Origin of the sequence: Proteiniborus sp. DW1 (assembly GCF_900095305.1) — a bacterium.
GTDB lineage: Bacteria > Bacillota > Clostridia > Tissierellales > Proteiniboraceae > Proteiniborus.
The window spans coordinates 60,339-84,648 of the sequence record NZ_FMDO01000036.1 but is presented as its reverse complement, the minus strand read 5'-3'; the positions used below and the strand labels follow the sequence as shown (position 1 = coordinate 84,648).

The window sequence follows — 24,310 nt, the reverse complement described above, 5'->3', positions numbered from 1 at the left end:
TTTGAAAATATTTAAATCCATTGATATTAGTGCAACTGGAATGACTGCTGAAAGAACAAGAATGGAGATAATTGCAAAAAATATTGCAAATGCTAATGTAACACGAACTAGCAGTGGAACTCCGTATAGAAGACAAAAGGTAGTATTTAAGCAAAATGAAACGTCGCCGTTTTCAGTTTATTTGTCAAAGTACTCAAATAAATTACATAATGCTAAGGGTGTAAAAGTAAGTGAGATAATTGAAGATCAAACTCCATTTAAACAGATATATGAACCAGGTCATCCTGATGCCGATGATAATGGGTATGTGCAAATGCCTAATGTTGATATAACTACTGAAATGGTAGATATGATATCTGCTACAAGAGCTTATGAAGCAAATATGAGTGCAATAAATTCGTCTAAAAATATGGCTTTAAAAGCTTTAGAGATAGGACGTTAATGGAGGAGAATTATGAGAATTGAAAACATCAATGATTTTTTAATAAAAAACAGTAACAGTGTATCTACAAATAAAACAAACGAAACTTCATCTTTTAATGAGGTGTTGAAAGGTGTTTTAGATGAAGTTAATCAATTACAAAAGGATTCAGATAATTACACAAAGCTTTTAGCTTTAGGTCAAGTTGATAATGTTCATGATGTAACAATAGCTTCAGAAAAAGCCAAATTAGCACTTCAGATGACTCTTACCGTTAGAAATAAGGTAGTCGATGCCTATAAAGAAATAATGAGGATGCAAGTATAACAATAAATGGTAAGAAATGAGGTGATGTGGTGGGAGAATCCATACAGCAAATGACAGGGCAATTAAATGAGTTTTGGAATAACCTCGAAAAAAAGAAAAAAATCAAGCTAATAGTTGGAAGCTTACTATTACTTATTAGTATAACTGCACTAATTCTCTTTATTACTAGAACCAAGTATACTGTGCTTTATAGTGGTTTAAATTTAAGTGAGGCAGCAACAGTTACAAAAAAGCTTGATGAAATTAATATACAGTGGAAGGACGAGAATAATGGAACTACTATACTAGTTCCTGAAAATATGGTAAGTAAGGCAAAAATGGAATTGGCTGCTGAAGGTATACCTAAAGGAAGATATGGTAGAGAAGATGCATTAAATGACTCAAGTTGGACAATGACCGAATATGATAAAAAGCAAAGGGCGAATTATGGGCGCGAAAATGATTTGGCTTTAGATATTGAAAAAATAGATGGGGTAGAGGAAGCTTCAGTTTTTTTAAATATACCAGAAAGCACTAGCTATATTTTAAATAATGCCGAAAAACCCTCTGCATCAGTATTTGTTACTCTTTCTAGAGGGAAGACATTAACTGCAAACCAAGTACGAGGAATTCAAGACCATGTAGGAAGAGCAGTAGGTATGGAACCTGAAAATGTTTCTGTTGTTGATGATTCAGGAAGAGTTTTGACAGTTACGGACGAAAATCAAGAGGAGTTTGACTTAACTGAACAGCTTAATATGCAACAAGGGATACAGGAAAGGATCAATAAGAGTATTAAGGATTTTCTTGAGAGTGTTTTTGGGTACGGTAATGTTGTCGTAAGATCAGGAGTAAAAGTAAACTTTGATTCAGAATTTACCAGTATACAAGAATTTAATCCACCTGTTGAAGGCATGGAAGAAGGCTTAGTAAGAAGCATGGAAAAAATTGAAGAACAAATGGAAAACATGATAGAGGGTGGCATACCTGGTGTAGATTCAAATGTTGATGATATTACAGATTATGTTCAACAAAATGGCGAAAATTCGAAGTACAATAAAGCAAGTGAGACTATTAACTTTGAATTAAATGAGATAAATAAGCAAATAAGGAGAGCACCTGGACAAGTTGAGTCTATAACTGTTGCTATCATATTAAATAAAGATGCCTTACCTGATAGTGAATTAACCGATGATTTCAGGAAGGAAATTGCTGACTTAATTTATGCAGCAACTGGTCTTGATACAAAGCAAGTTGAAGTAAGTGCTATGAAGTTTAACGATACATTATTAGCTGAAGATAATCTTGTAAAAAAAGTGGAAGAAAGCGGACAATCTTGGCTTTGGTATTTGCTCTTAGCAATACCGATTATTGGTGGAGTGGCTACAGTAATAATTATTAGAAGAAGAAAACGTGAAGAGGCTGACATCAATGAAATAATAGAACAAAAGGCTAGTGAAATGGCTATTGTTGAAGACATTGATTTTGATTCTGAAAAATCTAAGGTTAAAGAACAGATTAGCAAATTTGTTGACAAAAAACCTGATGCTGTGGCACAACTTTTAAGAACTTGGTTGAATGAGGATTAGAGGTGAAAATATGTCTAGAAAACAAACTATGAAGGGTAAAGAGAAGGCGGCAGTCCTTTTAATAACTCTTGGACCGCAGAAATCAGCAGAAATTTTCAAACACTTAACCGATGAGGAAATTGAAGAGTTAACCCTTGAAATAGCAAACATGAGAGTTGTTTCGCCTGAAGAAAAGGATAGCGTTCTAGATAGTTTTTATCAGCTATGCCTAGCACAGGAGTACATATCTGAAGGTGGCATTAATTATGCAAAGGATGTATTGGAGAGAGCTTTAGGCTCTCAAAAAGCAGTTGATATTATTAATAAATTAACTGCTTCACTACAAGTGAGACCCTTTGAATTTATTAGGAAGGCAGACCCTAATCAAATACTTAACTATATACAAAATGAGCATCCACAAACTATAGCACTGATTTTAGCTTATTTGATGCCTACTCAAGCTGCACAGATATTAGCCAAACTACCTGCTGATAAACAGGCAGATGTAGCAAGAAGAATTGCAGTAATGGATAGAACGTCTCCTGAGGTAATAAAAGAAATTGAACGTGTAATAGAAAGCAAGTTTTCAACATTGGTTTCGCAAGATTACACTGCAGCTGGTGGACTATCTACAATTGTATCTATACTTAATTCTGTTGATAGAGGTACAGAGAAGTACATTATGGAAGAGCTTGATATAAAAGATGCAGAACTATCTGAAGAAATTAGAAAGAGAATGTTTGTATTTGAAGATATAGTAACTCTTGATAGTAGATCTATTCAAAGATTTGTTAGAGAGATTGATAATAGCAAATGGGCTATTGCTCTTAAGAGTGCAAGTGATGAAGTTAGAGATGTTGTTTTCAGCAATATGTCTAAGCGTTTAGTTGAAATGATTAAAGAAGATATGGAGTTTATGGGACCTGTAAGAATTAAAGATATTGAAGAGGCTCAGCAAAACATTGTTAATGTTATTAGAAAACTAGAAGAAGAAGGTGAAATAGTAACGCCTAGAGGAGGAGATGATGTCATTGTCTAGTATTATTAAGTCTTCTCAAGTTAGGATTGTTAAAAAAACCGAATCTATAAGCCACGAACAGGATATAGGTGCAGAGGTACTAGCTGACAAGATAGCGGAAGCAAAAAAACTAGCAAACTCAATTGTAGAAAATGCAAAAATTGAAGCAGGAAAAATAGTTTCAAAAGCAATAAAGGATTCTGAAAAAATACTTGAGGATACACATCTGAAAGTAAAGAGCATTTGTGACAAGGCTAGAGGAGAAGGATATAAAGCAGGATATGATGAAGGTTATGCTGAGGGAAAAGAAACTTCTGATGAATTAATAAGGGAAGCTAATGAGATTAAAAAAGGATATTTAAAAGAAAGAGAGATAGTTCTTTCTAATATAGAAAAAGATGTTGTTAATATGGTGATAACTCTATGTGAAAAAATTATTAATCAGAAAATTATAGATGACGAGGAAGCCATAATCTCAGTAGTATTAAAAGGAATAGATAGTCTAAATGTAAAAGAAAATCTAATTATTAAAGTTTCTAAAGACGATTATGACATTGTTGAAATGTCTAAACAGAGAATATTAGCCAAGGCAAATTTGATTGAGGATATAGAAGTAAGAATAGACTCTACATTATCCAAAGGTGGCTGTATAATTGAAGGTTCTAAGGGCAATGTGGATGTTAGTGTCGATTTGCAAATAGAAGAAATGAAAAAACTTTTAACTACTTTACTTAACAGTGAGTGATGATTATGCAAACTATCAATTTACAAAAATATATAGATACCATAGAAGGTGTAGATTTTATTAAATATAATGGTGAAATTACAAAAGTAACAGGATTAACGATAGAGTCAAAAGGTCCTCAGTCAAATATTGGAGAGTTATGCTACATTAAGCCTTTTAACTCTAATAGATATATAATGGCTGAAGTAGTTGGATTCAAGGAAGACAAAATTCTGCTAATGCCATTTGGAGATATGGAGGGAATTGGTCCTGGGAGCAAAGTGATTGCAAGTGGACATACTTTACAGGTTAGCGTAGGAGAAGAATTAGTAGGAAGGATATTGGATGGGCTGGGAAATCCAATGGATGGAAAAGGGGATATATTTACAATTAGAAAGTATCCTGTTTCCAATATGCCTCCTAATCCACTTCAAAGAACAAAAATCTCTGAAGTGCTGCCTTTAGGTGTTAAATCCATAGATGGATTGTTAACTTGTGGTATGGGTCAAAGAATAGGAATTTTTGCAGGAAGTGGAGTAGGTAAAAGTACCTTGATGGGTATGATTGCAAGAAATGCAAAGTCTGATATTAATGTTATTGGTCTTATAGGTGAAAGAGGTAGAGAAGTAAGAGAATTTATTGAAAATGACTTAGGTGAAGAAGGGCTTAAAAATTCTGTCGTAGTAGTAGCTACTTCAGATCAGCCCGCTTTAGTTAGGATGAAAGGAGCCCTACTAACCACTGCCATAGCTGAATATTTTAGAGATAGAGGCAAAAACGTTATGCTTATGATGGATTCCTTAACAAGATTCTCTATGGCTCAGAGAGAGATAGGCTTAGCTATTGGCGAACCGCCAGTAACTCGTGGTTTTACACCATCAGTGTTCTCTGTACTACCTAAGCTTCTTGAAAGAGCGGGCACATCATCAAATGGTAGTATCACAGGCCTATATACAGTATTGGTAGATGGAGATGATATGAATGAGCCAATAACAGATGCTGTAAGGGGTATATTAGATGGACATATAGTACTTACTAGAAAATTGGCAAACCAAAATCATTATCCAGCAATTGATGTATTACAAAGTGTTAGTAGAGTAATGCCCAATATATGCTCTAAGGAACATATAAATATGTCAAATGAAATAAAGGATATTTTAGCAACTTATAGGGAGGCAGAGGATTTAATAAATATTGGCGCTTACAAGATGGGCTCGAATCCTAAAATTGATAGGGCAATAAGTATAATAGACCAGATTCATGACTTTTTAAAACAAGATAAAGATTCAAACTACACTTTTGAAGAGATAATTGAAATGATAAAAAATATAATTAATAGTTCTAATACTGACTAATTGACAGGGAGCTGGTATTATGGAGAAATTTAACTTTAGACTAGAAAAGGTATTAGAATATAGAGAAAAAGTTGAAGATATTAACAAAGTAGAATATGGCAAAGCCAAAAAAAAGCTTGATGATGAAGTAATTATATTTGAAGAAATATTATCACATAAAGACAAAGTTGTTTCTAAACGAGATAATATTCTTTCAAATGCTACAATAAATGATTTAAAAAACTACAATCTATATCTAATAAATCTTAAAGAAAAACTAGCAAATCAAAAAGAAGTTGTGGAAAAAGCTCAAATAAAAGTTGAAAAAGCAAGAAATACACTAATAAATTCTTCGATAGAAAAGAAGACACTTGAGAATTTAAAAAATAGAGATTTTAGTAACTATTTGTATCAAATGAGAAAAGAAGATGATAAGATTATTGATCAGATTGTTAGCTATCAAAGCAGTATTAAATAGTGGGGGACAGAGATGCCTAAAGAAAAAAAGAGCAAAGAAATGTTAAAAACAGTACTCATATTTGCCTTGGTATTTATAATGATACCTGCAACAGTTTTTGTAGTAGTATATTTGGTTAATAGTGACTTTAAAAAGGCTACAAATGAATTCCTTAGAGATACTCCAGGCGTATTAGGAGAGCATTTTAGCAAGTATCCTACAGAAAGTGAAAGGGCTGAAAAAGAGCTTTTTCTTGCAGACTACTATCTATCAATAGAGGATGAAAGTTCAGCTGATAAGCTATATATTGTAAAAAAATCAGACGAAGAACTATTTAATAATGTAATTAAAAGAATGAATCAGAAATCAACTAACAAAACTAAAAACATAATTAAACTAGTGAGAAACATTGAACTGCGAAAAGATTTGTTACACACTTTATATGATGAAATAAAACTTGAGCAGGAAACAGCTTTAAGTGAAGAAATAAAAAGATTAGAAAGATTAGAACTAAACTTAATCATTAAAGAAGTTGAAATGATGAATGCAAGAGATAGTAAAGAAAAACTAACCAAAGTTTTTGCAAATATGAACTCAAGTATTGCTGCAGATGTTCTTTACTATATTGAACCCGATATAAAAACGAGAGTTTTATCAAGTATGGATACAGGAAAAAGAAAGGAAATTGACTCTATTTTGCTTCAAAAGGAAAAAAGAAATGAAGAACTGATAAGAAAAGCAAAAGTGTATGAAGCAATGGAAAGTGACAGGGCTTTTTCAGAAATAGGTAATACAGATATATTTAAAACAGATGAATTATCGACTATTTACATGAATCTCAGTATAAGTAAAGCTGCAGAAATACTAATTAATGCAGATAATGAGTTCGTAAATGAAATTATTTCAAAAATTGAGACGCTAGAAGAACTATTAAAAGAAGACGAATCTAGATCTGTAAAAATCATTGAGACTTTAAATTTTAAAAAGCAATACGATAAAAAAATAGCAGAGCTAGTAATGTTATATGAAAGAATGGAACCCGTAGACGTAGTTCGAATAGTAGATAAGATGATAAAAAACAATGATACTGTAACTGCTTTTGAAATAGATGAGAGCCAAATTTACACTATATCAGATGCTACTATTATCTTAGATGTACTAAGGAATATGAAAAATCAAAAGGTATCACAAGTTTTAAGCAATATGGAACCTAGTGAAGCAGCTATTATTACAAGAGAACTTGCTATTCAATAAAAGACAGAATATTGAAAGGAGGTGAAAAAAATGATAACTAATAACTTTCTTTTATCTCTATCTAAGACTAGTGTCAATAAAGAAAAAGAAATAAATAATCAAGCGAAAACTAATGGAAGAGATAAGAAAGGGGCTTTTGAGGAGATTTTGAATCGAAAAAAAGATACTGCAGATAATCAATTTTCTAATGGTTATAATTCAAAAGCTAGTTCAATTAATTATAAAAACCAAAACATAAAAGAGAAGCAAAATACAAATAGTTCAATTAATGGTAAATTAAAAGAGAATGCTTCTACACCTACTAAGCAGATTAAGGAACCTAGAACAGATAAAGCAGATATCGAAGAAAAAACAGCTTCTACTGAAGAGAATAGTGAAAAAAACGATGCAAACTATATCTACGACTATTTAGCTTCACTTTTATTAGATACTGCACATTATGATAAGGTTCAAGAACTTGATGGGATTACAAAGGAACTAACTGAAAGTGAGTTGGTTGATGAGTCTTTTGTTAGCTTAATAGACGTAAATGATTTAGAGGAAGATATAGGATTAAATCAAAATTATAAAATATTGACTGAATCGTCTAAAGCTATCGAGAATTTTGAAGTGATTGATTTGCAGGAATCAGATAATGAGGCTACAGTTAAATTTGATAATAAAGCACTCCAAGTTGATTCAGCAGTAGTTGCAGAAGAAAAAGAAAGCTCCTTACCTAGCGTAGAAACTGAAATATCAGGAGAAAATACTTCTGAAGAGTTAAATTCAAATAATCTTTTATCAAAAATACATGCTAATGAAGAAGATAGAGATTTTGATCAAACAACTGATACCAAAGCTGAAGCTAATTTTGATGTGAAAGCTACTTTAATAAAAGATAAAAATGATGAGAATGACTTTGCAGACAAAGATAAGCTAAAGTTTGCTGATGAGCTAGATGTTCAGACAACTATTGAAATTAAAGACCCAAATATATTCTCTCATAATCATAACTATAATAGTAACTATAATGGAAAAATAATTGACAATGTATTAGATACTATACAGCATGAGAGAAATATAATATTTAACAAAGAGGATATCTTTGAACAAATTGTTGAGAAAGTGAAGATTGATATGGACAATACAGATGAAATTAGAATTAAGCTTAAACCAGACTTTCTTGGTGAGATATCCTTGAAATTAACGACAGAAAAAGGGGTAATTACTGCTAAAGCATTCGTAGAAAATTACAACATTAAGCAACTAATAGAGTCTAATTTAGACAGCCTTAAAGAAAACATGAAAGAACTAGGACTTAATTTTGAAGCTTTGGATGTGTCTGTTGGTAAAGATTCAGGATTTGATAAAAATAATGGACAAGCCTGGAAACAATCACAGAGAATTAAGACAAAAAAACCGAGCCTTGAAAGAACTGCTGGAAGTTTAACTTATGAAGAAGATATAAGACAAATAGTTGGTGGCTTATATTCATCGGAAGGAAATATTGATTTAATTGTATAGGTGGTGAGAGATATGGCGGTAAATAATGTAAATAATGATGACCTTATTTGGCATAAGTTTGATAATAAGCAAAAGAAAGTAGAAGAATCTAATAATAATGGGATGTTAGGTAAAGATGCTTTTTTAAAGTTATTAGTAACACAACTTAGACATCAAGATCCATTAAATCCAATGGAAGATAAAGAGTTCATAGCTCAGATGGCTCAATTTAGTACATTAGAGCAAATGCAAGAACTAAACAAGAACATAATGTCATCTCAGGAACAAACATTAGAAGTGCTAGATAAGCTAAATGAAAATCAGGTCATGGGAAGCGTGCAAATAATAAAAGAGCTTATGAACATAAGAAATGCTATTGAGGCATATAGAGGAGAACCTATAGAAACACCAGGAGAAACATCTGGAGATGATAGTGTTGAATAATATGGATATTAAGAATATTAGCTATAGAATACTGCAAAATAATGGTTTAACTAAAGGAAAAGAAACTCAGGCTTATAACAGCAAGATTCATAATTTTGAAGATATACTTAAAAACGAAGAAATAAAGCAAAACTTAAAATTTTCCAAACATGCAGTGGAAAGAATGCAAACTAGAGATATTAACTTAAACACTAATGAAATTTTAAGAATTGAAGAAGCGGTTAATAAAGCTTCGACAAAAGGTGTTAAGGAAGCTTTAATACTAATGGATGATAAAGCTTTCATAGCAAATATTAAGAATAAAACTATCGTTACTTCAGTGAATAAAGAACAACTTAAAAACAATATTTTCACTAATATAGATGGGGCTATAATAATATAACTGGACCTTTGTAAGGAAGTTATTTATGTCTGATTGATAGAGGACATATAGTAGCCTAAAAGGGAGGTAAATTCATTATGATGAGGTCAATGTATTCAGGAGTTTCAGGACTCCGAGTTCATCAAACAAAAATGGATGTCATTGGTAACAATATTGCTAACGTAAATACAGTTGGCTATAAAAGAGGACAAGTTACTTTTCAAGAGGTATTTAGTCAAGTAGTCAGAGGAGCGTCTGCACCTCAAGATGGAAAGGGAGGAACTAACCCTCAACAAATAGGACTAGGAGTAAATATAGGCTCTATTAATACAATACATACTAAAGGAGCTACCCAAAGAACAGATTATGCTACTGATTTAATGATAGATGGCGAAGGCTTCTTTGTGGTATCTGATGATACTAACTTCGAAAATAGATATTATACAAGAGCAGGGAACTTCACATTAGATAGAGCAGGAAACTTAGTTACGGCAGATGGATATAAGGTATTAGGGTATAAATTTGATGATAACGGAAACTGGACTAGTGAAATAGGTGCAATAACTATTAGCCAAACTGAAACAGTTCCACCTACAACAACTAAGAATGTAGAGTTAAGAGGAAATCTAGATTCGAGGATGGAGTTGCCATATAAGATAGAAGAAGTGCCTGGAGCAAACCCTGGGGATCCTCCTACTTATAAGCTAGTATTGAATAAGGATGCATTCCACAAAACTGACACAATAATAAGAGATAGTCTTGGAAATGGTTATAAAGTAGAATTTGAGATTTTCAAAGTCTTTGAAGGTGTTGAGAATAATACTGCTACATACTTCAATAATGGAGAATGGATAGAGGAAGTGCCTTTTAGTACAGAAAATGATGCTAAACAAGCGTTGGAAAGTATTACTGGTAAATGGAAGTCTCGTATAGTTTCAATTAAACCTTTAAATGGAGGGGAACCTATTGAACCAAAAGAACCTAATAAGTTCCATGATATTACTTTTAATAAAGAAGGAAAATTAACAGGAGGTGCTGACTTCTCTATTGAGTTTGACAGTTCTAGCGTAGGCTTTGGTACGCCAAATGGTCCGGGTAGCTATGATAATATTATTAAATTTGACTTAAAGGAACTAACCCAATATGCCAAAGAAGCAGACGCAAAGCCACACGCTTTAAATGGAAACACAGCAGGTAATCTAGATGGGTTTGCCATAGATGCCACAGGCACTATAATAGGAAGTTTCACTAATGGTGAGAAAAAAGCTCTAGGCCAAATAATATTGGCTAAGTTTGACAACCCTATGGGACTACAGAAAATTGGCAACAACTTCTTTATTGATACAAGAAACTCAGGAGAACCTCAAATTGGCAAGCCAAGCAGTAGTGGTTTAGGCGCAATAGCACCTGGTGCACTTGAAATGTCAAATGTTGATTTATCATTGGAATTTACTGAAATGATAACTACACAAAGAGGTTTTCAGGCAAATTCAAGAATTATTACAACAACAGATGAAATGCTTCAAGAATTGGTTAATATGAAAAGGTAATAACCAATAACTTTAATTAGGCAGCTACGCTGCTGCCTAATTAAAGAAAAAAAGGATGGTTATATGATAAAAGTACATAGATTGAACAATGTTGAGTTTATGATAAACTGTGAACTTATTGAGTTTGTCGAAGAAACTCCTGATACAGTTATTACTTTAACAACTGGTAAAAAATATGTTGTGAAGGAATCAATGGATGAAATACTTAAAAGAGTAATTGAGTATAAAAGCAACATAAATAATCTTAAAATTAAGGATTAAGAAGAGGTGTAGCTAATGGACATAGCAACGATTATTGGATTTATAGCTGCTATAGGCTTTATCGTTTGGGGAATAATGGATTCTGGAAATATAGCTAACTTTTATGATTTTCCTTCAATTGTTATAACACTTGGAGGAACAGTGGCTGCTACTTTAATAAGCTTCCCTTTGAAAAAAATTATAGGAGCTATGAAAGCAATAAAGAAAGCCTTATTTGTACAAGATTCAAATCCCAGTGGAGTAATTAATCAATTAATAGAACTTTCAAATCTAGCGCGAAGAGAAGGATTGTTGGCATTAGAGGAAGCTGGGGAAAAGGCAAATGATGAGTTTTTAAAGAAGGGTATTATGTTAATTGTAGATGGTACTGATCCAGAACTAGTGAGAAACATACTAGAAACTGAACTGAATTTTCTAGAGGAAAGGCATAAGGAAGGACAAGGCGTGTTTGAGGCTATGGGTACTTATTCTCCAGCATTCGGTATGGTAGGAACACTTATAGGACTTGTAAACATGCTAAAAGAATTGGAAGATGTATCAAGTGTTGGACCTAGTATGTCTGTAGCACTAATTACTACATTTTATGGTTCTTTTTTAGCTAATGCAGTTTTCTTACCTTTAGCTAATAAGTTAAAAGGTAAAAGTAGCGATGAAGTATTAGTTAAAGAACTGATGCTAGAGGGGCTTCTTTCTATACAAGCAGGAGAAAATCCTAGAATAATAGAAGAAAAGCTAAAAACTTTCTTGCCACCAGATTTAAGAAGGAGTTACAAAAAAGAAATTAGCACTGAAGAAGCACTATAATAATTAAGAATTACAAACTGAAATAAAAAGGAGTCGGAAAAATGAGCACAAAAAAGATTTTTCTCGTAGCTATTATTTCCTTTATAATGATAATCACTATAGTTGGTTCTGTTTTTCTATTAATATCTTATAAAAATAATATTGATCAAAATACATCAATAGAGTATTTTTATTATGATGTTGGTGAGATGTACAGCAATCTTAAAGACAGCAATAAAATTGTAAAGCTAAAAGTTACAATTGAACTTAATAATGAAAAGATGATTGAAAAACTTGAAAGCAGAAATTTTTCTATTAAACATGAAATCAATGCAATAATGATGAATAAAACAAAAAAAGATTTAGAGGGAAATGAAGGATTATTAACACTTCAAGGTGAAATAGCTAATAAGCTATCTGAAATTTTTAATACTGAAAGTATTACTAAAATTTACTTTGAAGAATTTATAGTGCAGTAGGGAGGTAACAATATTGGCTGAGGTTTTATCGCAAAATGAAATAGATGCCCTACTTAATGCTTTAAGCTCTGGAGAAGTTGATGTTAAGGAAATAAAAAAAGATACTGCTGAAAAAAAAGTGAGGAAATATGACTTTAGAAATCCTCAGAAAATAGCTAAGGATCAGTTAAGAACATTAGAAATTATTCATGATAACTTCAGCAGACTTTTACAAACTTTTCTTTCAGGATATTTAAGGGCCCCTGTAAAAATTTCTGTTATGACAGTTGACCAGTATGCATATAGTGAATTTACAAATGCTATATCAAATCCAGCTTTTCTTTCTATAGTTGATTTTGAGCCTTTGAATGGTCAGATTATTATTGATATTTCAACAGATATTGCTTTTGTAGTCATTGACCGTTTACTAGGTGGTGATGGAGAAAAGCCTGTTGATGTTAGAAGTTTTACAGAGATAGAGTTAACCTTGTTAAAGAACTTAATAAAGAGAATTATTGTACTTATGGCTCAAGCATGGGATAATGTGATTATCCTAACACCAGCATTAGAAAAGATTGAGACAAATTCACAATTTGCTCAAATAATTTCTCCTAATGAAACCATAGCACTTATTACCATGAATCTAGCTATTGGGAATACTGAAGGACTATTCAATGTTTGCATTCCTCATTTAGTTTTAGAGCCTATATTAGAAAAATTAAGTACTAAACTTTGGTTTTCATCTACTAAGAGAGAGACTACAGAAATGGATAAAGAACTTCTTAACAAAAGAATCAAAAATACTTATGTTAATCTAAATGCAATTCTTAGCTCAACTAGAATTACTATTGGAGAATTGATTAATCTTCAAAAAGGCGATGTAATTATGCTAGAAGGCAGAGCTAACGACGAAATCACTATAAATGTAGGCAGTCAACTGAAGTTCTTTGGTAGACCAGGTATTAATAAAAATAAAGTAGCAGTTCAAATAACTAGAGTTCAAAAGGAAGGTGATGTATCTGATGACTAATAATATGCTAAGTCAAGATGAAATTGATATGCTATTAAGAGGGAACTATGATAAAGTAGAAGATGAAATAATTAACGAAACTGAGAAGGATGCATTAGGGGAAATTGGGAATATAAGTATGGGTACTGCAGCTACTACTTTGTTTACCTTATTAGGACAAAAAGTCACTATCACTACACCTAAGGTTGATATAACTACAATGAGGGAGCTTTCAGAACAGTATCCAATACCTTTTTAGGACAAAAAGTCACTATCACTACACCTAAGGTTGATATAACTACAATGAGGGAGCTTTCAGAACAGTATCCAATACCTTTTGTTGCAGTTAATGTTAAGTATAAACAAGGATTAGAAGGTTCTAATTTATTAATTTTAAAAAGTGAAGATGTAAAAGTAATTACTGACTTGATGATGGGAGGGGATGGAAAAAACATTGATAGGGATATCAATGATATGGATATCAGTGCTATTAGTGAAGCCATGAATCAAATGGTCGGTTCCTCTTGTACTTCGTTATCAGAGCTATTTTCTAACTTAATTGATATCGAACCTCCTATAGCATTCCAAATTGATTTAAAAGAGAATAACTTTGATATAGATATATTCGAATATGATGAGACTATTGTAAAAGTTTCTTTTAAAATGATAGTTGGAGATCTAATAGATAGCGAAATAATGCAGTTAATTCCATTAAGCTTTGCACAGGATATGGTAAATCAGCTTATGGGAAAAGATGAAGCTGAAACTGTAAGTCATGTTAGCAGAGTAGAAGATTTGACTTATTCAAATGACAGCAATAATGTGGCCTTTGAACCACAAAAAAGAGAAAACAAGGTGTTTAATGAACAATTGAAACATGACAATAGTTTAGAAAAAAATAAAAATATAAAGCATTCTCCAGTAAATGTTGAAAAATTTGAATTACGTCAGTTTGAAACAACAGAGAATAAATTATATAATGAAAGCATCGAGCTAATTAATGAGATTCCTATAGATATTACCGTAGAATTAGGTAGGACTACTAGAAAAATTGGTGAAATTTTAGAATATGGACCAGGAACAATAATTGAACTGGACAAGCTACTTGGCGAAGCCTTAGAAATTTATGCTAATGGTAAATTTATAGCCAAAGGCGAAGTTGTAGTAATAGACGATAACTTTGGAATTAGAATTACAGATATCATTAGTCCATCAAAAAGAATAAGTAAAAATTAAGGAGGAATTAATATGGCAAATAAAATATTAATAGTCGATGATGCAGCTTTTATGAGAATGATGATAAAAGATATTCTCACAAAAAACGGTTTTGATGTATTAGGAGAAGCAGAAAATGGTGCTAAAGCTATAGATAAATATAAGGAATTATCTCCGGATTTAGTTATAATGGATATCACAATGCCAGAGGTAGATGGAATTCAAGCTGTAAAAGAAATAAAGAAAATCGATAGTTCAGCTAAAATAGTTATGTGTTCAGCAATGGGGCAACAAGCTATGGTAATTGAAGCCATACAGGCTGGTGCTAAAGATTTTATAGTTAAACCTTTTCAAGCAGATAGAGTACTAGAAGCGGTTAAAAAAGTTTTAGGATAATCATTTATTGTGTTTAATAACAAATTGGATGTGATGACCTTGTGATAACTGAAATATTCAAAGTGGTTATGTATTTTGCTTCTTTCGCTGTAGTAATATTATTAGCATTCTTTTTTACAAAATACTTGGGTATAAAGTCAAACTCATTAAGTAAAGGTCAAAATACTAAGGTAATTGAAGCTATTTCTTTAGGAAATAACACTAGAATTTTAATTATTGAGATATTTGAAGTTATTTATATAGTATATGATAATAATTCTCATGTACTTTTACTGGATAAGTTAAATAAAAAAGACATAAACATTGAAGCAAGGGAGCTAAAATCCGATATGGAGCATATTTACAGTATTGCTGAAAAAACAATAATGCAAAAGGATAATATAGTTAGGAAATTTATTAAAAGAAAAAATAGATAAAAAATTATATCTGTTATTTCGTATAAAGCAAATTACTAAGAAGAGATAGGGAATGAGAATATGAAACAGTCTTTTAAGATTATTATAATATCATTAATATTTATACTTTTACTTAATGGAACTAGTTTTGCAGAACCACAAGTTCCGTCACTAGGGGAAGCGTTTAATACTATTAGTGGGAATACAGATAGAGAAGGGTATGTTTCTTCAATTCAGCTACTCATATTATTTACTATATTATCTTTAGCACCTTCAATTTTGATAATGATGACTAGCTTTACTAGAATAATTATTGTTTTATCTTTTCTAAGAAACGCAATAGGTACACAGCAGACTCCGCCTAATCAAGTTTTAATTGGAATTGCACTGTTTTTAACTTTTTTTTTGATGGCGCCTATTGCGTCTGAAATTAATCAAGAGGCAATCCAGCCTTACTTATCGGGTGAGATAGGGCAGGAAGAAGCATTAGACACTGCAATGATTCCTATAAGGGAGTTTATGTTTAGACAAACTAAAGAAAAGGATATAGCACTTTTTTTAAAAATGGCTAGGATAGAAAATATAGATGAAATTGAAGATATACCTACTAGGGTGCTAATTCCTTCATTTATATTAAGTGAGCTAAAAACCGCGTTTCAGATTGGATTTATTCTTTTTATTCCATTTTTAGTCATAGATATGGTAGTGGCTAGTACATTAATGTCAATGGGAATGATGATGCTTCCACCTGTTATGATATCTTTGCCATTTAAATTGCTGCTTTTTATTATGGTAGATGGATGGAATCTTATAATTGGGCAGCTTATTTCAAGTTTTAAATAGTTAGGAGAATTATTATGAGTCAAGGTGAAGTACTAAATATAGCACAACAAGCTCTTAAAACGATTTTGATGGTGTCAGCTCCAATGCTTGGATTTGGATTGTTGGTGGGATTACTAGTTAGTATTTTTCAAGCAACTACACAAATCCAAGAGGCTACATTATCTTTTGTGCCCAAAATAATCGCAGTATTTATATCAATTTTGGTATTTGGTCCTTGGATTCTCAATGTGTTAATTGATCTTACATTAAATCTTTTTAATAATATAAATACATACATCAATTAAATTGAGGGATTTACATGGAGAATTTAATGATAGAAATAATAAATAAATACCAAATATTTTTAATGATTTTAGTAAGAATGACAGGGCTTTTTTTTATTACTCCAATATTTAGTAGAGATAATATTCCTAACATACTAAAAATTGGATTTTCGTTTTTTTGCTCAACTATATTAATCAATATTATTGAAGTTGATATAATAGCTTTAACACCTCTAGAATTATTAGTATTTTCAATAAAAGAACTACTAGTGGGATTAATGCTGGGTTTTGTATCCTACCTTTTTTTTACTGTCTTGTATTTAGCAGGACAAATTATTGATATGCAAATAGGATTTGGGATGGTCAATGTGCTAGATCCACAACAAAATATACAAATACCTATAATGGGTTCATTTTATTATATAATTTGTATTTTGTTTTTTCTTATTCTAGATGGTCATCATTTTCTAATTGAGGCTTTAGTAAATTCTTATGATTATATTCCTATTGGACAAATTAAGTTTACAGGAGACATGGTGAATCAGTTGGTTCGTATTCTTACTCAAACATTTATTATTAGCTTTAAAATTAGTGGACCAGTGCTAGCTGCCATATTTCTAGCTGATGTCTTATTAGGTATTTTAGCAAAGACAATGCCGCAGATGAATGTTTTTATAGTCGGTATGCCCTTGAAGATATTTATTGGATTAGCAGCAGTAACAATCACTATTCCTCTATTTTTAGCAACTCTTCAGAATATTTTTTCTAGTATGAATGAGGGAATTTATAATCTTTTAAAGGTTATTCAAAAAGGATGATAGGCTTGAGTTTAAATTTTGTAATTGATTTGCAATTATTTTCAGAAGAGAAAACAGAAAAAGCTACACCTAAGCGAAGAAGGGAAGCTAGAGAAAAAGGACAAGTGCTTCAAAGTAAAGAAATTAATTCAGCAATAATAGTAATTGTTTCTTTTCTATGTTTAAGAATATTTGGGAACCATATGCTTAGTAATTTATTATCTTTTTCGAATAGTTTTTATAAGGAATACTTTTTGAAATCTGACATGTTTAATACTGGAGATATCAGCATATTGATGATGAGAATAGTTGGTATCATGGTGATTGTAGTTGGTCCTATAACTGGCTTTATATTGATATTTGGAGTAGCAGCAAGCTACTTGCAGTTAGGCTTTTTATTTACCACGAAAACACTAGAGTTTAAGCTAAGCAGATTAAATCCAATAGAAGGATTCAAAAAGATAATATCAAAACGTTCTTTAGTAGAGTTACTAAAATCTATTTTTAAAATAGTTGTAATTGGATATTTAATATATAAATATGCAATAAGTGAGATATACAATATTTTTAAGCTTTTAGAGCTAAGCATTGAGAGTATTGTAACATATATTGGTGGTATTGTGTTTAATGTAGGAATTAGGTCTGGAATTGCTTTGCTGATTTTGGCAATTTTTGATTATGGCTATCAATGGTGGGATTATGAAAAGAATTTAAAAATGTCTAAGCAGGAAGTTAAAGAAGAATATAAGCAAACTGAGGGTAATCCTCAAATAAAATCAAAGATAAAAGAGAAACAAAGACAAATGGCAATGAGAAGGATGATGCAAGATGTTCCTAAGGCAGATGTTATTATTACAAACCCTACTCACTTTGCCATAGCTTTAAAATATGATAAGGAAATGTACGAGGCACCTTATGTGTTAGCTAAAGGAGCAGATTTGATTGCAAAAAATATTAAAGATATAGCTAAAAAACATGGGGTCCCTACCGTTGAAAACAAGCCTCTTGCTCAGACTCTATATAATACTGTTGAAATTGGTCAAATAATTCCAGAAGAGCTTTATCAAGCGGTAGCAGAGGTACTTGCTTATGTTTATAGCCTTAAGTACTAAAAGGAGGATTTTATGAAACGCGGAGATATTTTCGTAGCATTAGCAATAATTGCTATTATTATGATAATAATTATACCAGTTCCTATGGGAGCTTTAGATGTTTTACTAAGTTTTAATATTTCACTAGCCTTACTTGTTCTTTTAATTTCAATGTATACAAAGGATGCACTCCAGTTTTCTATATTTCCTTCGCTATTATTGATTACTACATTATTTAGACTAGCATTAAATATATCTACTACTAGATATATATTAAGCGAAGGACAGGCAGGGGACGTAATTGAAGCCTTTGGTAACTTTGTTATACAAGGGAATGTCTTTGTAGGTCTCATTATTTTCCTTATTATAGTAATAATCAATTTTATTGTTATAACTAAAGGTTCTGAGAGAGTGGCAGAGGTTGCTGCTAGGTTTACCTTAGATGCTATGCCAGGAAAACAAATGTCTATAGATGCGGACTTAAACTCAGGTTTGATTACAGAACAGGATGCTAAAAAGAGAAGAAAAGAAATTCAACAGCAGGCAGATTTTTATGGTGCGATGGATGGAGCAAGTAAATTTGTTAAGGGAGATGCTATTGCAGGGATAATCATTACATTAATTAATATCACTGCTGGATTAATTATAGGTGTTATAGTTAAGAATATGCCTATAGGAGATGCATTGGTTAAATATACTATGTTAACAGTAGGAGACGGATTGGTAAGTCAAATCCCAGCACTTTTAATCTCAACGGCTACGGGTATTGTAGTTACTAGAGCTGGATCAGAATCAAATCTTGGACAAGACATATTAGTTCAACTTTTTGGTAATAATCCAACTTTAATGTATATAGTTGGTGGAGTTATATCTTTTATTGGAATAGTGACTCCTTTACCTAATTTACCCTATCTTATTCTAGGAGCCATATTTTTATTCGTTGGTTATACTATGAATGCCAATAAGAGAAAAGATGAGAGTCAAGAAATTGAAATCTCTCAATCTGCTGAAATAGATGAAATAAGGAAGCCTGAGAATGTAATGACCTTATTAAAGGTAGAAGATATCGAACTAGAATTTGGCTATGGTATAATACCTTTAGCAGATATAAACCAAGGCGGAGATTTGTTGGATAGAATTGTTATGATAAGGAGACAAATTGCTTTAGATCTTGGAATGGTGGTACCTATAGTGAGACTACGTGATAATATTCAGCTTAACCCTAATGAATATATAATCAAGATAAAAGGTGTAGAGATAGCAAAAGGTGAAGTGCTTTTTGATCACTATTTAGCTATGGATCCAGGAACATCACAGGGCGATATTGTTGGGATAGATACAATAGAGCCAGCTTTTGGTTTACCTGCTAAGTGGATAACAGAGCAAGAACGAGAAAAAGCTGAAGTCTTAGGTTATACTGTTGTAGATCCACCGTCAATAATAGCAACTCATCTTACAGAGATTATTAGAAGGAATGCTTGTGAACTTTTGAGTAGGCAAGATGTGAAGGTACTAATAGATAATGTTAGAGAGGAACATTCTGCCTTAGTTGAAGAGCTAACTCCTAAGCTTTTATCAATTGGAGAGATACAAAAAGTGCTGATGAATTTATTACGAGAGCAAATTTCTATTAGAGATATGGTAACAATTTTAGAGACTTTAGCAGATTACGCATCTGTTACTAGAGATGCTGATATGCTTACAGAGTATGTCAGACAAAAGCTATCAAGGTATATTACTAAAAAATATGTGGAGGATAATAAAATTAAAGTAATAACACTAGATAGTGAATTAGAGCAACTAATAATGGAATCAATTAACCAGACAGAAACAGGCTCATATTTAGCAATTGAACCTAATAAAGTTCAGAGTATTTTAAACAAAATAGTAATAAATGTAGAGAAAATGACCTCTATTGGATTACAACCAATTATTTTAACTGCGCCTATTGTAAGAATTTACTTGAAAAGGTTGACAGAGCAATTAACAAGAGACTTAATTGTTTTATCTTATAATGAAATTGACTCTTCTGTTGAAGTTCAATCTATAGGGATGGTGACTATATAATGAAAATTAAGAGATATTTAGGTAGCTCAACTCAGGAGGCAATGGATAAGGTAAAAAAAGAACTAGGTTCAGATGCAATAATCTTACATACCAGAAGCATTAAACAACCAGGTTTAATGGGTTTTTTTAAAAGAAATTTAATAGAGGTAGTAGCAGCTATTGAAGAAAAAAATATGGAAAAAGAATATCTCTCTAATTTTCCTAATATGACAAAAGACAACTATATTAATGTAAATAAAAGTCATTCTTTAAAGAATAAAGATCATTTAGAGGATGAGATTAAGAGAATAAGAACTATAGTTGAAAAAGTAGCTAATACATTAGATACTAAAAAGAATGAACTGCCTGAGGTGTTCTCTAATTATTACGACTCTCTTATAGATAATGGAGTTAATAAGGAGGTTGCATTTCAGATCTTAGATAAAATAAATCAACAAATAAACATAACTAATAAGGACAGTATACAGGTTCAAGAAATTATTCTATACAGCATTAGAGATTATTTAGGAGAGTCTTCACCTATTACTTATGATGGAAAACAAAAGATTATATTTTTTATAGGTCCAACGGGAGTTGGAAAAACTACTACACTAGCTAAATTAGCTGCAAATTTTTCTATAACTCAAAACCATGATGTAGGGTTGATTACTGCTGATACTTATCGTATTGCTGCTGTCGAGCAGTTAAAAGTATACTCTGAAATTATGAATATCCCTATAAAAGTAGTGTATGAAATAAAGGATATTTATAAGTCGTTGTCGAACTTTAAAGATAAGGACATTATCCTTGTAGATACTGCTGGAAGAAGTCATAAAAATGAAGAGCAAATGAACGAAATAATGGAGTTAATTAACTCAGTAAACAATAAAGAGATACATCTTGTCATAAATGCAACTACTGATTTTGAAACTATTAGGGATGTATTAAATAGATATAGTTTTATTGCAGACTTTAAGATAATATTTAGTAAAATAGATGAGGCGCTTAATTTGGGGAATATTTTAAATACAAAATTCTATTTTAATTATCCAGTATCATATTTAACTACTGGTCAAAACGTTCCAGATGATATTGAGATACCTAATATGGATAAACTGAGCAAATGTTTGATTGGAGTATCTAGCTATGCATGATCAAGCAGAAAAACTAAGACAGTTACTAAGAAAATCAAATAATTATGATCAAAATAATGATAATCAAAAAAGAACTAGCAATACAAGAGTCATGGCTGTAACCAGTGGTAAGGGAGGAGTAGGCAAAACCAACTTTACAATCAACCTTGCTATTTCACTAAGCAATTTTGGTTATAGCGTTTTAGTTATTGATGCAGATATAGGCCTTGCCAATATTGATGTTTTGTTAGGTATATTTCCTAAAGAAACTATAAGCAGCGTATTGACAAAGAATAAGAAAATTACTGATGTAATTACTGATGGACCAAATGGAATTAAAATAATTGCAGGAGGCTCTGGACTATATAATATGGTGCAGTTAAATGATGAAAGTCTAGAGCACTTAAAAAAGCAAATAATAGAAATGGAAAGTCGTTTTGATTATATATTAATTGACACTGGTGCAGGTATTTCAGAAATTGTTATGGGCTTTGTTGCAGCAGCCCATGAGGTTATATTAATAACAACACCTGAACCTACTTCATTAACTGATGTATATGCTCTTATAAAGGCGTTGAGAATTAAAGGGTATAATAATAAACTTAAATTAGTAGTGAATAAGGCGGAAAACTCTAAAGAAGCTCTTAGCGTTTTTGAAAAGATAAGTGCAGCATCAAGTAAATTTTTGAGTACAAAAATAGAAAATTTAGGGTATATACTAAAAAGTAAGCAAGTAGAAGAAGCTGTAAAGAATCAGCAACCATTTATAACCCTTTTTCCTAATTCGACTATGTCAAGAAACATTAATAGTATAGCTACTAAAATCATAGGAACCTCTATTGAAAATGAAAAAAGCAATTTTCAGAGTTTTTTAAGTAGATTTAAGGCTTTTTTCATTAACAATAGAACTCAATAACATCTTGCACTATAATAATTAAGTAAAGTTTAAGGGGGGATATGCGTAAGTGAATATGGATTCGTCTGAACTAAAGGTTGGAGATAAAATTTACATTATGAAAGCAGAACACCCACCAAGACAATATAGTAGTCAAATACTAGACATTCTAAATGAAAAAGAATATGTAATAGCTGGACCAATTAGAAGGAGTACTATCATACATGTTGAACTCAATTCTGTTATAGTTGTAAACTATTATAAGGAAAGAATTGGCAAGTTTGTTTTTAGAGCACTAGTAAAAGAAGTGTGGGAGAAAGGAATCTATAAATTAAAGGTTGAAAGGCTCAATGAAATTGTTAAAATACAAGATCGTAACTATTTTAGATTGCCTATATCATTAGAGGTTGAAAAAGAGTACAATGCGGAACAAGTATATGATATAGAGAATGGTAATGATATAGAAACTGAGAAAGAGATATGTATAACTGGAGATATTAGTGGAGGTGGACTGAAGCTCTTTTCAAACATTAAACATAGAGAAAGAGATAAAATACGAATTAACTTTATTATTAAAGATGTGGAAGTTAGTACCATAGGTGAAGTTATAAGAGTATCCAAAGCTAAAAACAATGCTTATAAGTACAAATATGAAATAGGAGTTAAGTTTTTGGATATTGATAATTATGAAAGGGATGCAATTGTGAAATATATATTTGAACAAGAAAGAGAACTGAGGAAAAAAAGGATTGATTTCAATGACTATTAAGGTAATGGTAATCGATGACTCTGCCTTTATGAGAAAAATAATATCAGACTCACTCAAAGAAGACAAGGATATTGATGTTCCTTGGACTGCAAAAAATGGGCAAGATGCACTTAAGCAATTAAACGATGTTACTCCAGATGTAATTACTCTAGATATTGAAATGCCAATAATGGATGGAATATCCACACTACGTGAAATAGTGAGGTTGTATAATATTCCAGTAATTATGTTGAGTAGTCTTACTGTAAGTGGTGCTGACTCTACAATAAAAGCATTAGAGATCGGTGCATTTGATTTTGTAACTAAGCCTACTAATATATTTAAGTTGAATAACGAGGAAGAAAAGCATAAACTAATAGAAAAGGTTAAAATTGCCGCACAGGTTAAAAGAAACTCAAAATCTAATACTACTTTAACAAGACCAAAGAAAATACATAGACATTTCTCGTCCAAAGAAAAAGAATCAGAATATATTATTTCTATTGGAACTTCAACAGGAGGACCTAAGGCATTACAGTTAGTAATTCCACAAATTCCTGCCAATATCAATGGGAGTATTCTGGTGGTGCAGCATATGCCTAAAGGTTTTACTAAATCTTTAGCTTCTAGACTGGATTCCATGTCTAATATAAGAGTAAAGGAAGCTGAAGATGGTGAAAGATTACTTAGAGGACATTGCTATATTGCTCCCGGTAACTACCATATGACTGCACATCAGGAAAAAGATGGGGTAATATTAAGACTTAACCAAGATGCTGTAGTATCAGGACATAGACCTTCTGTTGATGTAATGATGAAATCAGTTGCAGAAATAAAAAATTATAATAAAATAGGAATTATTATGACAGGAATGGGTTCTGATGGAGCTAATGGAATGAAGAGCATTTTTGACAGTGGAGGCTATACAATAGCACAAGATGAAGAAAGTAGTATAGTATATGGTATGCCCAAATCAGCCATAAATAATGGTTGTGTAAATAAAATACTACCATTAAATGAAATAAGTAATGAAATTATAAGTATACTGGGGGTGTAGA

29 protein-coding genes are annotated in these 24,310 nt (G+C 31.6%); all 29 read left to right on the top strand.

What is annotated here, in order from left to right; all coding sequences use genetic code 11:
• The first annotated feature begins 1 nt into the window (after position 1).
• Positions 2-442, top strand: coding sequence for a flagellar basal body rod protein FlgC (flgC, locus tag DW1_RS09385; RefSeq protein ID WP_074350357.1), 441 nt, complete (start codon positions 2-4; stop codon positions 440-442).
• 12 nt (positions 443-454) lie between these two features.
• Positions 455-748 (top strand): flagellar hook-basal body complex protein FliE, encoded by a 294-nt coding sequence (gene fliE / locus DW1_RS09380; RefSeq protein ID WP_074350356.1) that lies wholly within the window; start codon positions 455-457, stop codon positions 746-748.
• 29 nt (positions 749-777) lie between these two features.
• Positions 778-2,316 carry a flagellar basal-body MS-ring/collar protein FliF gene (gene fliF, locus DW1_RS09375; protein ID WP_074350355.1) on the top strand — a complete coding sequence of 513 codons (1,539 nt, stop codon included), beginning with the start codon at positions 778-780 and terminating at the stop codon, positions 2,314-2,316.
• A 10-nt stretch (positions 2,317-2,326) separates the two neighbouring features.
• The gene (fliG, locus tag DW1_RS09370) at positions 2,327-3,334 is read left to right on the top strand and encodes a flagellar motor switch protein FliG (RefSeq protein WP_143474399.1); all 1,008 of its coding nucleotides are present in this window, start codon (positions 2,327-2,329) and stop codon (positions 3,332-3,334) included.
• The gene (locus DW1_RS09365) at positions 3,327-4,058 is read left to right on the top strand and encodes a FliH/SctL family protein (RefSeq protein WP_159433580.1); all 732 of its coding nucleotides are present in this window, start codon (positions 3,327-3,329) and stop codon (positions 4,056-4,058) included. Before fliG ends, DW1_RS09365 begins: the two co-directional genes overlap by 8 nt.
• Positions 4,059-4,063: 5 nt before the next feature.
• On the top strand, positions 4,064-5,392 hold the full coding sequence (fliI, locus tag DW1_RS09360; RefSeq protein ID WP_074350352.1) for a flagellar protein export ATPase FliI: 1,329 nt from the start codon (positions 4,064-4,066) through the stop codon (positions 5,390-5,392).
• 19 nt (positions 5,393-5,411) lie between these two features.
• Positions 5,412-5,849, top strand: coding sequence for a flagellar export protein FliJ (gene fliJ / locus DW1_RS09355; protein ID WP_074350351.1), 438 nt, complete (start codon positions 5,412-5,414; stop codon positions 5,847-5,849).
• Positions 5,850-5,861: 12 nt separating this feature from the next.
• Complete coding sequence (locus tag DW1_RS09350) at positions 5,862-7,082, top strand: MotE family protein (RefSeq protein WP_074350350.1); 1,221 nt, start codon at positions 5,862-5,864, stop codon at positions 7,080-7,082.
• Between the two features lie 30 nt (positions 7,083-7,112).
• Complete coding sequence (locus tag DW1_RS09345) at positions 7,113-8,585, top strand: flagellar hook-length control protein FliK (protein WP_074350349.1); 1,473 nt, start codon at positions 7,113-7,115, stop codon at positions 8,583-8,585.
• A gap of 12 nt (positions 8,586-8,597) precedes the next feature.
• Entirely contained in the window at positions 8,598-9,008 is a 411-nt protein-coding gene (locus DW1_RS09340; protein ID WP_074350348.1) for a flagellar hook capping FlgD N-terminal domain-containing protein, read from the top strand.
• 1 nt (position 9,009) lies between these two features.
• Positions 9,010-9,390 (top strand): TIGR02530 family flagellar biosynthesis protein, encoded by a 381-nt coding sequence (locus DW1_RS09335; protein WP_242942471.1) that lies wholly within the window; start codon positions 9,010-9,012, stop codon positions 9,388-9,390.
• A 77-nt stretch (positions 9,391-9,467) separates the two neighbouring features.
• A complete protein-coding gene (locus DW1_RS09330; RefSeq protein WP_074350346.1) occupies positions 9,468-10,919 on the top strand; it encodes a flagellar hook protein FlgE in 1,452 nt (483 codons plus the stop codon).
• A 63-nt stretch (positions 10,920-10,982) separates the two neighbouring features.
• Positions 10,983-11,180, top strand: a complete 198-nt coding sequence (locus DW1_RS09325; protein ID WP_074350345.1) for a flagellar FlbD family protein — start codon at positions 10,983-10,985, stop codon at positions 11,178-11,180.
• Between the two features lie 15 nt (positions 11,181-11,195).
• A complete protein-coding gene (locus DW1_RS09320; protein WP_074350344.1) occupies positions 11,196-11,984 on the top strand; it encodes a motility protein A in 789 nt (262 codons plus the stop codon).
• Positions 11,985-12,025: 41 nt separating this feature from the next.
• A complete protein-coding gene (locus DW1_RS09315) occupies positions 12,026-12,442 on the top strand; it encodes a flagellar basal body-associated FliL family protein (RefSeq protein WP_074350343.1) in 417 nt (138 codons plus the stop codon).
• A gap of 13 nt (positions 12,443-12,455) precedes the next feature.
• Positions 12,456-13,451 carry a flagellar motor switch protein FliM gene (fliM, locus tag DW1_RS09310; protein ID WP_074350342.1) on the top strand — a complete coding sequence of 332 codons (996 nt, stop codon included), beginning with the start codon at positions 12,456-12,458 and terminating at the stop codon, positions 13,449-13,451.
• The gene (locus DW1_RS16020) at positions 13,444-13,689 is read left to right on the top strand and encodes a chemotaxis protein CheC (RefSeq protein WP_347499715.1); all 246 of its coding nucleotides are present in this window, start codon (positions 13,444-13,446) and stop codon (positions 13,687-13,689) included. Before fliM ends, DW1_RS16020 begins: the two co-directional genes overlap by 8 nt.
• A 14-nt stretch (positions 13,690-13,703) precedes the next feature.
• Positions 13,704-14,666 (top strand): flagellar motor switch phosphatase FliY, encoded by a 963-nt coding sequence (gene fliY / locus DW1_RS09305; protein ID WP_242942470.1) that lies wholly within the window; start codon positions 13,704-13,706, stop codon positions 14,664-14,666.
• 12 nt (positions 14,667-14,678) lie between these two features.
• A complete protein-coding gene (locus DW1_RS09300) occupies positions 14,679-15,041 on the top strand; it encodes a response regulator (RefSeq protein WP_074350341.1) in 363 nt (120 codons plus the stop codon).
• 68 nt (positions 15,042-15,109) lie between these two features.
• Positions 15,110-15,457: a flagellar biosynthetic protein FliO gene (locus tag DW1_RS09295; protein ID WP_242942469.1), complete on the top strand. Its 348-nt coding sequence runs from the start codon at positions 15,110-15,112 to the stop codon at positions 15,455-15,457.
• Positions 15,458-15,517: 60 nt separating this feature from the next.
• On the top strand, positions 15,518-16,279 hold the full coding sequence (gene fliP / locus DW1_RS09290; RefSeq protein WP_074350339.1) for a flagellar type III secretion system pore protein FliP: 762 nt from the start codon (positions 15,518-15,520) through the stop codon (positions 16,277-16,279).
• Between the two features lie 14 nt (positions 16,280-16,293).
• Entirely contained in the window at positions 16,294-16,563 is a 270-nt protein-coding gene (gene fliQ / locus DW1_RS09285) for a flagellar biosynthesis protein FliQ (protein ID WP_074350338.1), read from the top strand.
• Positions 16,564-16,577: 14 nt separating this feature from the next.
• The gene (gene fliR, locus DW1_RS09280; RefSeq protein ID WP_074350337.1) at positions 16,578-17,360 is read left to right on the top strand and encodes a flagellar biosynthetic protein FliR; all 783 of its coding nucleotides are present in this window, start codon (positions 16,578-16,580) and stop codon (positions 17,358-17,360) included.
• A gap of 5 nt (positions 17,361-17,365) precedes the next feature.
• Positions 17,366-18,451 carry a flagellar biosynthesis protein FlhB gene (gene flhB / locus DW1_RS09275; protein ID WP_242942467.1) on the top strand — a complete coding sequence of 362 codons (1,086 nt, stop codon included), beginning with the start codon at positions 17,366-17,368 and terminating at the stop codon, positions 18,449-18,451.
• Positions 18,452-18,463: 12 nt separating this feature from the next.
• Positions 18,464-20,497 carry a flagellar biosynthesis protein FlhA gene (gene flhA / locus DW1_RS09270; RefSeq protein ID WP_074350335.1) on the top strand — a complete coding sequence of 678 codons (2,034 nt, stop codon included), beginning with the start codon at positions 18,464-18,466 and terminating at the stop codon, positions 20,495-20,497.
• Positions 20,497-21,630 carry a flagellar biosynthesis protein FlhF gene (gene flhF / locus DW1_RS09265; RefSeq protein WP_074350334.1) on the top strand — a complete coding sequence of 378 codons (1,134 nt, stop codon included), beginning with the start codon at positions 20,497-20,499 and terminating at the stop codon, positions 21,628-21,630. The genes flhA and flhF overlap by 1 nt, the downstream gene beginning before the upstream one ends.
• Positions 21,623-22,525, top strand: a complete 903-nt coding sequence (locus DW1_RS09260) for a MinD/ParA family protein (protein ID WP_074350333.1) — start codon at positions 21,623-21,625, stop codon at positions 22,523-22,525. Before flhF ends, DW1_RS09260 begins: the two co-directional genes overlap by 8 nt.
• 55 nt (positions 22,526-22,580) lie before the next feature.
• Complete coding sequence (locus DW1_RS09255) at positions 22,581-23,273, top strand: flagellar brake protein (protein ID WP_242942468.1); 693 nt, start codon at positions 22,581-22,583, stop codon at positions 23,271-23,273.
• Positions 23,263-24,309 (top strand): protein-glutamate methylesterase/protein-glutamine glutaminase, encoded by a 1,047-nt coding sequence (locus DW1_RS09250; protein WP_074350331.1) that lies wholly within the window; start codon positions 23,263-23,265, stop codon positions 24,307-24,309. Before DW1_RS09255 ends, DW1_RS09250 begins: the two co-directional genes overlap by 11 nt.
• Position 24,310: the final 1 nt, after the last annotated feature.

Coding starts and splice junctions, on each gene's coding strand:
- fliE (WP_074350356.1), top strand. CDS start 455: ATGAGAATTGAAAACATCAATGATTTTTTAATAAAAAACAGTAACAGT.
- fliG (WP_143474399.1), top strand. CDS start 2,327: ATGTCTAGAAAACAAACTATGAAGGGTAAAGAGAAGGCGGCAGTCCTT.
- fliI (WP_074350352.1), top strand. CDS start 4,064: ATGCAAACTATCAATTTACAAAAATATATAGATACCATAGAAGGTGTA.
- fliJ (WP_074350351.1), top strand. CDS start 5,412: ATGGAGAAATTTAACTTTAGACTAGAAAAGGTATTAGAATATAGAGAA.
- DW1_RS09350 (WP_074350350.1), top strand. CDS start 5,862: ATGCCTAAAGAAAAAAAGAGCAAAGAAATGTTAAAAACAGTACTCATA.
- DW1_RS09345 (WP_074350349.1), top strand. CDS start 7,113: ATGATAACTAATAACTTTCTTTTATCTCTATCTAAGACTAGTGTCAAT.
- DW1_RS09340 (WP_074350348.1), top strand. CDS start 8,598: ATGGCGGTAAATAATGTAAATAATGATGACCTTATTTGGCATAAGTTT.
- DW1_RS09335 (WP_242942471.1), top strand. CDS start 9,010: ATGGATATTAAGAATATTAGCTATAGAATACTGCAAAATAATGGTTTA.
- DW1_RS09330 (WP_074350346.1), top strand. CDS start 9,468: ATGATGAGGTCAATGTATTCAGGAGTTTCAGGACTCCGAGTTCATCAA.
- DW1_RS09325 (WP_074350345.1), top strand. CDS start 10,983: ATGATAAAAGTACATAGATTGAACAATGTTGAGTTTATGATAAACTGT.
- DW1_RS09320 (WP_074350344.1), top strand. CDS start 11,196: ATGGACATAGCAACGATTATTGGATTTATAGCTGCTATAGGCTTTATC.
- DW1_RS09315 (WP_074350343.1), top strand. CDS start 12,026: ATGAGCACAAAAAAGATTTTTCTCGTAGCTATTATTTCCTTTATAATG.
- DW1_RS16020 (WP_347499715.1), top strand. CDS start 13,444: ATGACTAATAATATGCTAAGTCAAGATGAAATTGATATGCTATTAAGA.
- DW1_RS09300 (WP_074350341.1), top strand. CDS start 14,679: ATGGCAAATAAAATATTAATAGTCGATGATGCAGCTTTTATGAGAATG.
- DW1_RS09295 (WP_242942469.1), top strand. CDS start 15,110: ATGTATTTTGCTTCTTTCGCTGTAGTAATATTATTAGCATTCTTTTTT.
- fliP (WP_074350339.1), top strand. CDS start 15,518: ATGAAACAGTCTTTTAAGATTATTATAATATCATTAATATTTATACTT.
- fliQ (WP_074350338.1), top strand. CDS start 16,294: ATGAGTCAAGGTGAAGTACTAAATATAGCACAACAAGCTCTTAAAACG.
- fliR (WP_074350337.1), top strand. CDS start 16,578: ATGGAGAATTTAATGATAGAAATAATAAATAAATACCAAATATTTTTA.
- flhA (WP_074350335.1), top strand. CDS start 18,464: ATGAAACGCGGAGATATTTTCGTAGCATTAGCAATAATTGCTATTATT.
- flhF (WP_074350334.1), top strand. CDS start 20,497: ATGAAAATTAAGAGATATTTAGGTAGCTCAACTCAGGAGGCAATGGAT.
- DW1_RS09260 (WP_074350333.1), top strand. CDS start 21,623: ATGCATGATCAAGCAGAAAAACTAAGACAGTTACTAAGAAAATCAAAT.
- DW1_RS09255 (WP_242942468.1), top strand. CDS start 22,581: ATGGATTCGTCTGAACTAAAGGTTGGAGATAAAATTTACATTATGAAA.
- DW1_RS09250 (WP_074350331.1), top strand. CDS start 23,263: ATGACTATTAAGGTAATGGTAATCGATGACTCTGCCTTTATGAGAAAA.